The organism is Paenalicyclobacillus ferrooxydans (assembly GCF_001399675.1).
Classification (GTDB): domain Bacteria; phylum Bacillota; class Bacilli; order Alicyclobacillales; family Alicyclobacillaceae; genus Alicyclobacillus_B; species Alicyclobacillus_B ferrooxydans.
This window is the reverse complement of the sequence record NZ_LJCO01000019.1, coordinates 59,408-71,367: the sequence shown is the minus strand read 5'-3', so window position 1 is coordinate 71,367 and position 11,960 is coordinate 59,408. Positions and strand designations below refer to the sequence as shown.

The 11,960-nt window shown below is 52.0% G+C and carries 13 protein-coding genes; 8 read left to right on the top strand and 5 right to left on the bottom strand.

The genetic code is table 11. From position 1 onward, the window contains the following. Positions 1–543: 543 nt before the first annotated feature. The 3 genes from AN477_RS04945 (at position 544) to AN477_RS04935 (ending at position 2,958) form a co-directional block, all read left to right on the top strand. Entirely contained in the window at positions 544–969 is a 426-nt protein-coding gene (locus tag AN477_RS04945) for a universal stress protein (protein ID WP_054968062.1), read from the top strand. A gap of 202 nt (positions 970–1,171) precedes the next feature. Continuing rightward, the gene (locus AN477_RS24955; RefSeq protein ID WP_054968061.1) at positions 1,172–1,390 is read left to right on the top strand and encodes a hypothetical protein; all 219 of its coding nucleotides are present in this window, start codon (positions 1,172–1,174) and stop codon (positions 1,388–1,390) included. Beyond that, positions 1,387–2,958 (top strand): recombinase family protein, encoded by a 1,572-nt coding sequence (locus tag AN477_RS04935; RefSeq protein ID WP_054968060.1) that lies wholly within the window; start codon positions 1,387–1,389, stop codon positions 2,956–2,958. The genes AN477_RS24955 and AN477_RS04935 overlap by 4 nt, the downstream gene beginning before the upstream one ends. 252 nt (positions 2,959–3,210) lie before the next feature. On the opposite strand, the gene AN477_RS04930 is transcribed toward AN477_RS04935, so the two are convergent. Next, positions 3,211–3,990 (bottom strand): sulfite exporter TauE/SafE family protein, encoded by a 780-nt coding sequence (locus AN477_RS04930; RefSeq protein ID WP_054968059.1) that lies wholly within the window; start codon positions 3,988–3,990, stop codon positions 3,211–3,213. A gap of 258 nt (positions 3,991–4,248) precedes the next feature. Between AN477_RS04930 and AN477_RS04925 the strand changes: the two genes are divergently transcribed. The 5 genes from AN477_RS04925 to AN477_RS04905 all read left to right on the top strand — a co-directional run bounded on the left by AN477_RS04925 (position 4,249) and on the right by AN477_RS04905 (position 8,568). Beyond that, entirely contained in the window at positions 4,249–5,373 is a 1,125-nt protein-coding gene (locus AN477_RS04925; protein ID WP_054968058.1) for an MBL fold metallo-hydrolase, read from the top strand. A gap of 516 nt (positions 5,374–5,889) precedes the next feature. Continuing rightward, positions 5,890–6,840, top strand: a complete 951-nt coding sequence (locus tag AN477_RS04920) for a ring-cleaving dioxygenase (RefSeq protein WP_054968070.1) — start codon at positions 5,890–5,892, stop codon at positions 6,838–6,840. A 10-nt stretch (positions 6,841–6,850) separates the two neighbouring features. After that, positions 6,851–7,468: an alpha/beta hydrolase gene (locus AN477_RS04915; RefSeq protein ID WP_054968057.1), complete on the top strand. Its 618-nt coding sequence runs from the start codon at positions 6,851–6,853 to the stop codon at positions 7,466–7,468. A gap of 4 nt (positions 7,469–7,472) precedes the next feature. Then, the gene (locus tag AN477_RS04910) at positions 7,473–7,976 is read left to right on the top strand and encodes a GNAT family N-acetyltransferase (RefSeq protein WP_054968056.1); all 504 of its coding nucleotides are present in this window, start codon (positions 7,473–7,475) and stop codon (positions 7,974–7,976) included. A 193-nt stretch (positions 7,977–8,169) separates the two neighbouring features. After that, on the top strand, positions 8,170–8,568 hold the full coding sequence (locus AN477_RS04905; protein ID WP_054968055.1) for a retropepsin-like aspartic protease: 399 nt from the start codon (positions 8,170–8,172) through the stop codon (positions 8,566–8,568). A gap of 80 nt (positions 8,569–8,648) precedes the next feature. Here the strand turns inward: AN477_RS04905 and AN477_RS04900 are convergent, their stop codons facing one another. The 4 genes from AN477_RS04900 to AN477_RS24945 form a co-directional block, all read right to left on the bottom strand. Beyond that, the gene (locus AN477_RS04900; RefSeq protein WP_054968054.1) at positions 8,649–10,301 is read right to left on the bottom strand and encodes a hypothetical protein; all 1,653 of its coding nucleotides are present in this window, start codon (positions 10,299–10,301) and stop codon (positions 8,649–8,651) included. Further along, complete coding sequence (locus AN477_RS04895) at positions 10,291–10,815, bottom strand: RNA polymerase sigma factor (protein ID WP_054968053.1); 525 nt, start codon at positions 10,813–10,815, stop codon at positions 10,291–10,293. The genes AN477_RS04900 and AN477_RS04895 overlap by 11 nt, the downstream gene beginning before the upstream one ends. Before the next feature lie 76 nt (positions 10,816–10,891). Next, complete coding sequence (locus AN477_RS24290; RefSeq protein ID WP_157061818.1) at positions 10,892–11,770, bottom strand: hypothetical protein; 879 nt, start codon at positions 11,768–11,770, stop codon at positions 10,892–10,894. A 27-nt stretch (positions 11,771–11,797) separates the two neighbouring features. Beyond that, positions 11,798–11,935, bottom strand: a complete 138-nt coding sequence (locus AN477_RS24945; RefSeq protein ID WP_169787841.1) for a hypothetical protein — start codon at positions 11,933–11,935, stop codon at positions 11,798–11,800. Between the last annotated feature and the right edge of the window lie 25 nt (positions 11,936–11,960).

Sequence of the window (11,960 nt, the reverse complement as noted above, 5' to 3'; positions counted from 1 at the left end):
TGCCCGGCCACTCGGGGCTGCTAAGTCGCTGTCACCGACTAAGCCGGTGTTCTGGCGATCCGTTAAGTCGCTCCGAGCGACTTAACTCCTCATTTTCTGCGGCTTAAGTCGGTTTCGCCGACTAAGCGCGGGCGACGGATAGCCATTCGGGGCTGCGTAGTCGCTGTCACCGACTAAGTCGGTGTTCTGGCGATCCGTTAAGTCGCTCCGAGCGACTTAACTCCTCATTTTTTGCGGCTTAAGTCGGTTTCGCCGACTAAGCCCGGGCGATGCCCCGCCATTTGGGGCTGCTAAGTCGCTGCCGCCGACTTAATCGGTGTTCTGGCGATCCGTTAAGTCGCTCCGAGCGACTTAACTCCTCATTTTCTGCGGCTTAAGTCGGTTTCGCCGACTAAGCCCGGGCGATGCCCCGCCATTTGGGGCTGCGTAGTCGCTGCCGCCGACTTAATCGGTGTTCTGGCGATCCGTTAAGTCGCTCCGAGATATGCACTTGTCGTGCCATGCTTCGACTAAGAAATCATATGACAGAGGAAGCGATAGGATATGTATCAACGGTTTCTAGTTCCAATTGACGGATCAGACCACTCAATTCATGCAGTCAAAACAGCAATTACCCTCATACACAACCTGAAGGCGAGTGTGTCTGTCACACTCCTTCACATAAATCACACCCCCCCAATGATGGACAACTACGACGTGACTATTGATATCGAAGATGAGGTTGAGCGTGAAGGGCACGAGGTGGTACACAGTGTGGCGGAAAAGTTGCGAGATGCGGGAATTCGTTGTGAGGTTATCACGCGAAAAGGTGACCCTGCACACCAGATTTGTGAGATTGCCAACAATGGTCATTACGACATGGTGATTATGGGCAGCCGTGGCTTAGGGCGAGTCTCAGAATTGGTACTCGGCAGTGTCAGTCGGCATGTTGTCCAGCATGTGAACTGTCCTGTTATCATCACGAAGTAGAGCGTGGTTGGTGTGCCTCGAACGAGGCAACGTTGCCCGAACCGAGACGCAAAGCAGCACGCTCCGTATCCGAAAAGTATCGCTGCACCTAGACAATATGCTTTACACACAGAAATATGTTGGAACGATGTATGAGCGGTTGCATCCTTATGGCAAGGGGACAACCGCTTTTGTCATACGCATGTACGGGGAGGTGTGACGTATGAGGGAGAGCAAGATTGTCATTGCGAGTGTTGAATATGGGCAATCGAGCCTGCAAGAATTGGCGGAGCAATGGACGGAGCTCTACGTTCACCATCTGCTTGCCGTCCATACCGTGGAACAACGCCGACCGATGGCGACCCCTGTGCAACCCGTGGAACAACGCGGGACAACTGCGGCCCCCGTTCAACACCCGACCGGGGATGGAGAAATCAGATGACCATTTGTGCCATTTATGCCCGCGTGTCGGATGAGACTCAGGTCAAAGGTGACTCGATTGAGCACCAGATTGGGTTCTGCAAGGAACAAGCAAGGAGGCGCAGTGCAGAGGAAGGCGTATCTTGGATTACCCCGGATGAATTCGTTTATGTGGATGAAGGTATTAGCGGTACAAGTATGGTCAAGCGCCCGAGTGTGCAACGGTTGATCAGCCAGGCGCGAGAGAATGCGTTTGAGGTCGTTTTGTTCAAAGGTATCTCGCGCTTTGCCCGTGACACGGTCGATGCCCTCTTGATGTTACGATCACTCACCGCATGCGGTGTTCGCGTGATCTCCATGGAAGAAAACTTTGACAGCCGACGAGACAGCGCAGAGTTTATCTTCACCATTCATAGCGCACTCGCTCAGGCAGAGTCGGAGAAAACAGCCATTCGCGTACGTGTAGGCTCAGCGCAGAAAGCCCGAGCGGGCAAGTGGAACGGAGCAGTGCCGATAGGCTATCTGCTTGATAACGAAACGAAGCACCTTCGCATTGACGAATCCACAGCCATCATCGTCCGCGAGATATTTTCGATGTACGTGAGCGGGCTTGGTGTTCGACGGATCGCAGATGCCCTGAACAGTGCAGGCCGTTATACGCCAAACGGCAAACTCTGGACACAGCGGAACATTTCCCGGCTTCTGAAAAACCCTGTTTACATGGGAGATGTCGTTTATGGCCGCAGAGAAACTCACACAGCATTCCCTGACGAGTCCGATCCGTTGCTGCGCAAAAAGCGCGCCGTCTGGGTCAACGATCCGGAGCAGACAGTAGTCTGCAACGACGCACATCCGGCCATTATACCGAGGACACTCTTTCAAGAGATACAGTCACTGATGGGGCAGCGTCGCACGACACCAGGACCCGCTAGACATCGATATCTGCTTACAAAGGGCCTCCTTCGATGCACATGCGGGGCAAGTATGACCATCACTTACAATCGTGCAGGTACTGCCTATTATCGCTGCCGAAAACAGCATGAATCGGGCGGAAGTGCGTGTAGAAGCGGCCATATTCGCGCCCTTGATTTGGAACGTCTGGTTTTGCAACGCGTACGTGCTGATGTGCTAAACAGTGTTTCGTTCGATGATCTGTCACTGCCAGTCCAAGAGAATGAAAGCTTACAGGATCAGTTGCGAAGGGTTGAACACAGTCTTCGTCAACAACTTGCCAAGTCGCAAAGGCTCTTTGATGAATACACCGATGGAAGATTTCTTGATGAACAGTTCCGAGGAATGAATGAGCACATCCAGATCCGGATTCAGTCCCTGCAGCAATCGGCCGGTGAAATTCGGCAACGGCTCGCCGGCAACAACCTGGACGGGAATCAACCTGGTATGATTCGCCAACGTCTGTTGGCTGCCCTTGATCCGGAGGTTTTGTATCAACAAACACAAAGCATCGGTCTCGCCAGGGAAACCTTGCGCTTGTTTGTCGAGTCTGTTTGTGCGTCTGCTGGACCTAATGGCATAAAACAGGTCACGATCCGGTATCAATTCTCATGTCCTCAGGATGACAGCAAACAGTAAATTGCAGGCCAGAGGACCACCGAACGCCGCCTTTGTGCAACATAAGCTGCAACAAAGCGTTCCGGCAACAAACTGCAACAGCCGTTCTGAAACAAAGCTCCCTAGCCCAGCAACACGGCTCCCAGTGCTCCCAGTGCTCCCAGTGCTCCCAGTGCTCCCAGTGCTCCCAGTGCTCCCAGTGCTCCCAGTGCTCCCAGTGCTCCCAGTGCTCCCAGTGCTCCCAGTGCTCCCAGTGCGGGCGCACTGGATCCTCTACAGAGCGATGTCTAGCCATATCTTAACGCTGGTCGCGACAATCAGGACACCAAGTATCCACTGCAGTACCTTCGTGTTGATCCGCTTTCCTACTTTTGCTCCGAGCGGGGCACCCAAAATACTTGCCCAAATCATAATGAGCGCTGGACCAAACAGGACGTGACCGGAGAGAAGTTTACCTGCGGTCGATCCGATCGACGAAATCAGCGTGATCGCCAAAGAGGATGCAATCGTCATCCGAACCGGAATCTTTAACACCAGCAGCATCACAGGCACGAGAATGAAGGCGCCGGCTGCCCCCACAATCCCCGAGAAAAAGCCGATGATAGCAGCAGACCCAACAGCAACGGGGATGTTAAACGAGACATCCCTGTCGAGAGATGGAGACGACTCCAACTTTGGGGCAAACATCATAATCGCTGCAACAGTGGCCAACACGGCGTAGACGAGATTGATAGAACCCTCAGGCATGAACTTCGCCATATAAGCCCCGAAAAAGCTCGCAAAGAGAATCGACGACCCCATGTATACAATCAGTTTGGTATTGAGTACACGATCGTTTCGATAAGCGAGCACGCCTGCAATGCTGGAAAACAGAACTTGGACCGCACTGATGCCAGATACTTCGTGAGTAGAGAACATGGCAGGGCCGAGGGCAGGGGGAATGTACAACAACAAAGGATACTTGACGATGGACCCTCCGATTCCCAACATGCCAGATACAAACGAACCAACGAGACCGATGGAGAGTAGTGTAGTGAACAACGCCAAGCTCATCGTGATCGCCCCTTCATTGCCTGTCTTGTACGAAAAAAACACGATTCAATATATGAGGCCTGTACACCATATATACCCGCATAGGTATGTTGACGAGGGCCTCGGTTCCTCTGGAAGACGGGTATGGACGGATACCGCAAGGGGTATTTTATGGTGGGTATTAAACGAATCGGATCGAATGATGGACGACGAAGAGGTATCTTGTTGCGGGAGACACATGGTTCGTAACAGAGCTCGAAGAGAGGCAGGTTAAAGTTCATGCCAAAATCAATTACAGCTGACGAACTTAAACAGCGTATGGATTCGGATGAAGGTGCCGTGATCCTCGATGTTCGTGCCAGCGGTGCCTATGATGAGTGGCGCATTCAGGGCGCAAAGGTGCAGTCCGTGAACATTCAAAACAGCAAGTTGCAGCAATACGGTGTGAAGCACTTCACTCAGATTCCGAAAGAGCGGGAAGTAGTGACCGTGTGTGCGAAAGGGATAGCGGCACAAGAAGCGGCACAAATGCTAGCGGCAGAAGGTTACCAAGCTGTCTTTCTCGAGGGAGGCATGGGAGCATGGTCTGAGTTTTATGAGCCCGTTCGTGTTGTTGAATCTGAGAAACTAACCATCTATCAGATGATGCGGCTGGCCAAGGGTTGTCTGTCCTACTTCGTCGTCTCGGGGGACGCAGCGATTGTCATTGATGCAGGGCGCCATATCGACCGTTACATCAATTTTGCGAAACGAAAAGGCCTGCGCATTCAATATGTGTTTGATACCCATCTGCATGCCGATCACATTTCCGGTGGCGTGGAACTCGCCAAGGCTGTCGGCGCGGACTACTTCATTGCTCCGCCCGAAGCCGAAGGTGCGACATTTTCCTACACTCCGCTTGAAGACGGGATGTCGATCTCGTTTGGCGACTCAACCGTCAAGGTCATCAGCCTTCGTACACCGGGGCACACGCTCGCAAGCACCTGTTTTTTGGTAGACGATCAATACCTTTTGTCCGGCGATACGTTGTTCGTGAGTGGTTTGGGGCGATCCGATCTCAAAGGCCGAGCACGAGAGATGGCGCAAAAAATGTTTGAAACGGTTCGTACGACCATTGCACATCTGCCGGACGATTTAATGGTCTTGCCCGGGCATTACTCAGACTTTCGAGAGATTAACCAAAATGGCTTTGTCGGTGAAACACTTCGGGATATTCGAGCGGAGAATCCGATGTTGCATATGACAGATGAGTCCCAATTCGTCGAGATGGCGGTTGGCAACGTCGGCGTGACTCCGCCCAATCATGAGACCATCATCGCCATCAACCGCGGACAACTGACGCCTTCCCCAGTGGAGGAGTCGGAGCTTGAGATCGGACCAAACCGCTGCGCGGTGAAACACTAGACGCATCAAAACAGAGACACTCCAAAACACTAGACGCCTCAAAAGACGCCTCAAAACAGAGACACTTCAAAACAGCCAACAGGCAATAGCTATTTTACAGAGCGCTATTTTGAGCTGTCGCAGGTGCTGTCCGATGCTTTCTGGGAGGCGCTTTCGTTTCAGCAGGAGTATGGCGCACAAAGAACGGCCAAGCTGAAACAGGGGTGGGCGGCGTGTTGAATCGCCGCCCACGCATCTAGTCATTGTGGACAAGGGGCAACCGTGGGCTGTCGAAGCAGAGACCGAGATAATCCAGCACAGAGACGATTTGAAAATGCATAGGTGTTTCATAAGGCTTTTACATACTTCTGCATCCTTTTACATACTTCTGCTGGAACGTAGAAAAGATGCAAAACGTGATTTTCGAGTTTATGCTGTTTATTGAAGGTGTGGAGCGATCCTGCCATCACACAGTTATGCCACCACGGAAGCTGGTTTAATCGGGGGAAACAGGAACAGGGGGAAGACACAGTGGAGATGAACCTGACCGGGATTCACCACCTTACGGCTGTATCGGCACAGATTCGAAACAACTATCAGTTCTACACCGGAACAATGGGACTGCGGCTCGTGAAACGAAGTGTGAACCAGGATGACGTCAGTGCATATCACCTGTTTTACAGTGGGGACAAAAGAGGCATGCCAGGGAATGATCTGACCTTTTTTGATTGGGATATTCCTCGGGAGCAAAGAGGGACTCACAGTATCATCCGGACTTATCTGCGGGTAAATGGACATAGTGCACTCACGTGGTGGGGAGATTGGTTGACCGAGCATGGGGTTCTCCATCATGGTATTACGGAGCTCGATGGGCGTGCAACACTCTTTTTTGAAGACCCGGAAGGGCAGCGGCTCGCACTCGTCGACGATGGAGGCGCAGGGGACCCGCACGAAGCGTACGACAAGAGCCTGGTGCCGGCGGCAAATCAAATTCGCGGTCAAGGCCCAATCATGCTGAGTGTACCCGACCTGCGGATGACGGATCTCCTGTTGACCGAGGTTCTCCATATGCGACAAGTGCGCCATTACGCACACCCTGAAGAAGGGGTTGTCCACGTCTATGAGATGGGGGACGGGGGCGCTCATGCTGAATTACACGTTGCAGAACAACCTTCCTTAGGCCCTGCCCGCCTGGGGGCAGGGGGTGTACATCATGTTGCATTTCGGACTCCGACTGACGAAGAGTACCATGAATGGATTCGTCATATCCGTTCGTATCGGATTCCGAACAGTGGTGAGGTAGACCGGTACTGGTTTCGCAGTCTTTACTTCCGTGAGCCGAACGGCATTTTATTTGAAATTGCGACTGACGGCCCTGGTTTTGCGGTGGATGAGAATCCGGAGACCCTTGGCGAAACAGTGGTATTGCCCCCATTTCTCGAACCCCGCAGAGCGGAGATTGTTGCTAACCTGAAGCCGATTGACTGAGGTGAAACAGATGGCCGATTTTATTCACAGGTTCATCCCGTCGAAGACGGGCCGCAATGACACAACTCTTGTTTTGCTGCATGGGACGGGGGGCAACGAGGAAGACCTGTTACCACTCGGTCAGTTCCTTGCACCCGAAGCAGCGTTGCTCGGCGTTCGAGGCAAAGTGCTCGAAGGCGGCATGCCTCGATTCTTCCGTCGACTTGCAGAGGGTGTCTTTGACGAAGCGGACTTGATTTTTCGCACACATGAACTAGCGCGCTTTATTGACGAGGCTGCTTCGACCTATGAACTGAACCGTGCACGTTTGACTGCGGTTGGATATTCGAATGGTGCAAACATAGCGGCAAGTATCTTGCTGCTTGAGCCAGAAGTCTTCTCGAGTGCCGTGTTGCTTCGGGCAATGGTTCCGCTCGAACCGGAGGAATATCCCAACCTTCAGGGCAAAAAGGTGCTCATGCAGTGTGGCCGTCAGGACCCTATCATTGCGCCTGAAAACAGCGAACGGCTTGCAGCACTGTTAAAAATGTCGGGGGCAGATGTTACAGTGCACTTTTCCAATAGTGGTCACGGACTGACAAATCCGGAACTTGCACAAGCGCAGGCGTGGGTTGGAAAGGTGGTGTGACCACATGCCGGAAATTCGTACAAAGCATTTGTGGATGGCATCGTGGACAATCGAGCGCGTTGATGCAGCCCTCTTCGATAAGGAACAGCTCAGCCAGAACCTCTCAGCTGTCATCCCTGACGATTTTCCAAATGAGCCCGTGAGCTTATACGTCTTGCCGAAGCTGCGGGTAGACCTTCGAAATGACCTAAGTGTAGGGAATTGGAGCGGTATCATCATACACAGTGAGGACAGCATTGTCATTGGATCGATGGGATTTAAATCAGCACCAGATGAAAGTGGGACAATTGAAATCGGGTATGACGTCATCCCGGCCTACCAAGGAAACGGATATGCAACAGAGATGGCGAGAGCAATGGTCGAGTGGGCTTTTCAGCAGCCGGGCGTCAAAAAGGTCACCGCGCAGTGCTTGAAAGACAACCTTGCATCCATTCGGGTATTGCAAAAGACGGGTTTGCATGAAGTCAGCCGATCCGATGAACTTATCTCGTGGGAACTGAACAGGTAGAATGTTGAGTATGAGGATTGACGCAACAAGCTTCGAGGGTGTACATTGTTCATTTTAATTGTTGAAAGCTTCCAGACCATGTATAGTCATTCGCTTGGAATGCCTGGGCCTGGTGGCATGTCCCTTTCGGTCAGTACAGGCAGCACATACGCTACACCGTTCCAAAAAATCTTCTGTGGAAAGGTGATGTGGAATGGCTACCTATACTGAACTTGCTGCAATTCCAGGCTCCATCCAGAATGATGCATTTTACTTTAACCTGGATGTGAACGGACGAACAGTATCCAATATGATTTTAGATACAGGTGCTTTTGAACTGACCTTTAATGCCCAGGTGGCGCAATCACTCGGATTGCCTAATCTTGGAGCAATTCAAATCGGCGGTGTTGGCGGTACGGCAAGTGCCTATCGGTCGGAGTGTAACCTCGTCATCGGGGGACAAGCGTTTGGCAATGTGCCGTGCATTGTCGACCCAAGCTTCAGCGATGCTGGATTGTTTGGGCTTCGCTTTTTCGTCGACAATCAGCTTTCGCTCGCGCTTGACACCGTGAATCAGCAGCTCCTGATTCTTGGCGCAGAAACAGCGGGCTGACAGGCGAAATAACGAATGTTGCACTGTCAAAACAAGACCAGGGACACCGTAGTGGTGTCCCTGGTTGCGTTAGAACCGTCTTACTTCAACTGCCCGGCAGAAGCAACGAGAGAAGTCACAATCTTCGTGATTTCCGCTGCGGACACATTGGTATCCAGAGTGACCCAAATACCCTTGCGGGGGATTTCGAATCCAGCTTCAGGCTGCATGAAGTTGCTGTGCTGCATGTACACCGTGATTCCCTGGATCTGCGTGGGCTGATACACCTGGTTGGTGTTAAAGTTGGCCCCCGTGCTTGATAAGGATTGGTCAATTGACTGGTTGACGGTAATGTACGACTGCCCCTTACGGTAGGTCATGTAAAATGCTTCGGTCTTGACCCCCTTGACGATATCGGTTTCCGCTACTTGATCGCTGAGGGAGTAGCCACTCGGCGTATAGAACTGACCAGGCAAAATGGGGTGAAAGCTTAGTTCCTGGGCAGCCGTTGGTCCGGAGTTAGACATGTTGATGACATCTGGTATGCCGGTCGCAGGCACGCCGATGCTGGAGATGACCTTTTTAAGGTCTGTCAGTGACATGCCACTGTTGATGGTACTCACAAGATACAAAATGTGATTTTGGACAAACTGAATGCTCTCTCCGCCATCATGCTTCTGCATCGTTGCGTGGATACTGCCAATCGTAATGTTCGTCTTTGGTGCAGCAATCGGAGCTAGGTGCACCTGATCCTGACGGCCCTCGAACAAGGAGAAGGCAGCTCCATACACGGCTGTATAGTCCACCGCATCGCCGTTTTGCGGCGTGTTCAGGTAACGTGTTATCTGGGTGTGCGTCAGCTTTGCTCCTCCTGTGTAATTTGGCAATTGCGGAATAAAAGGAAGATAGTCGAGATAATTAAATGTTCCAGTGGGCGCTGCACCAGAGGGGTCAGCGGGCTCAAACTGGCCGTTTCGCCAGACGTAAGTCACGATTCTTGATGAAGCCGTTGAATTGTCGTACTGCTGCACCTGAAACCCCGTCGGCTGAACCCCCGTCGGATTACCGAGAGGAAATGTGGGCGAGTAGGTGTGAACAGATGCATAGAATGGCCCATTTTTCACAGGCACCTGTTGAATGCCTTTTGGGCCGATTTCAAAGATGTTGTACGCAAAGCCATTGCTGCTCACATATTGCCCGAGTGCGAAATCAGACAATCCGTTAGCATTGTAATCGGCAAAGTGGAGCTGGATACGATTGGACGTAAAGACGGTGTAGAAACTAGGGAGCCGGTATTCTGAAATAATTTGTCCCCCTGGTGAAACAAGTCGCAGTTTAAACTGTCCGGTCCAGTTTGGGCCGTGGTACGGACCGAGCGTCGTGTTGTTCTTGTACTCACCCTTGATGTCAACCAGTTCTACCATTTGTCCCGAGTGACCTGGTGCTGCCGTCTTGGCAAGAATCGCATTGGAGACCGCATGAGGTGCAGCTGTTGTTGGACCAGAAGGAGGTGATTGCGTGAGATGACGGTGGGACAAGGCGAAGGCGGCAAACCCGGCACCCACGACGACTACGGCTGCAGCGGCTGCTGCGGCGACACTAGGCCACGGCTTCCTCGTCTTTGGTTTCATTGTAGGTTGTGCACGAGTCATCCCCTCGGCAATCTTTGCCCAGATTTCTTGCTGATCGTCAGTTGAGAGTTTTATTTGAGACAGAACCTCGTATTGTTTTAACGTTTCACGCTCAGAATTCATGGCCCACCTTCACCTCCTCCACATCGGACTGCATGAGTTCCCGTAACTTTGCAAGTGCTCGATAATCGGTTGTACGTACTTTGCCTTCTGACCAGTTGAGGATTTGTGCGGTTTCTGTCACCGTTAGTTCTTCAACGTGACGCAAGATAAAAACGTCTCGATATGTCGGTTTGAGTTTCAACAGCGATGCTTCCAAGACCATTAAGATCTCAACTGAAACGGTTTCGTCTCTCAGCACAGGCATTTGATATGACTCGATGTAGTTCCGTTCGGTACGCTTCCTCCGCAAAAGATCAAAAACATGATTTCTTGTGATGTGGAGCAGCCAAGTTCGGCCTTTTGACTCTTGTCGGAAATCTCCCCACGCTCGAAATGCTTTCAGGAATACATCCTGAACAACATCTTTCGCTTCAGTATGACTGCCAAGCACCAGTCTGGCGTAGCGAAACACGTCATTTGCGTAGAGGCGAAACAGTTCCCGAATCGCTTCTTCAGCGTTATTGTAATCGTTCATTGAAGGTAGACCACCTCGTCTCTTACAGCAACGAATCCCAGTACGGTGCCAATCAGGCATTGAATCAGGCATTGAATCAGGCACGATCCTGTGGCCGCTGCCAAAACCATTTCTTAGATCTGAATATTAGACGTATCACTATGTATCCTGTCACAGTCGTTTGAAATAAAAAAGAAAGGGCGACTCGGAGGGATTTAGAGGAACTGAGTTCCTCTGCAGACGGACGCCTGGCGACTCCGAAGGATTTAGAGGAACTGAGTTCCTCTGCAGACGGACGCCTGGCGACTCGGAGGGATTTAGAGGAACTGAGTTCCTCTGCAGACGGACGCCTGGCGACTCGGAGGGATTTAGAGGAACTGAGTTCCTCTGCAGACGGACTCGTGGCGACTCCGAAGGATTTAGAGGAACTGAGTTCCTCTGCAGACGGACGCCTGGCGACTCGGAGGGATTTAGAGGAACTGAGTTCCTCTGCAGACGGACTCGTGGCGACTCGGAAGGATTTAGAGGAACTGAGTTCCTCTGCAGACGGACGTGTGGCGACTCGAAGGGATTTAGAGGAACTGAGTTCCTCTGCAGACGGACCCGTGGCGACTCCGAAGGATTTAGAGGAACTGAGTTCCTCTGCAGACGGACCTGTGGCGACTCCGAAGGATTTAGAGGAACTGAGTTCCTCTGCAGACGGACGCCTGGCGACTCGAAGGGATTTAGAGGAACTGAGTTCCTCTGCAGACGGACTCGTGGCGACTCGGAAGGATTTAGAGGAACTGAGTTCCTCTGCAGACGGACTCGTGGCGACTCGGAGGGATTTAGAGGAACTGAGTTCCTCTGCAGACGGACTCGTGGCGACTCGGAGGGATTTAGAGGAACTGAGTTCCTCTGCAGACGGACTCGTGGCGACTCCGAAGGATTTAGAGGAACTGAGTTCCTCAACAGCTGGGGCGTGCCACTTGGGCACGCCCCTGGATGTTGACTTTGTTTGTGCTTAGTATGCCCCTGCAGCCGCACCGGCACCAACTGCGCCAGCAGCGCCAACTCCTGCTGCAGGTGCAATCAATACAAACAGTACGAAAATAATCAGAAACACCACAGCCCAACGTGTATATCCACCGAAAACACCCATTCATAATCCCTCCATTTCGATTTGA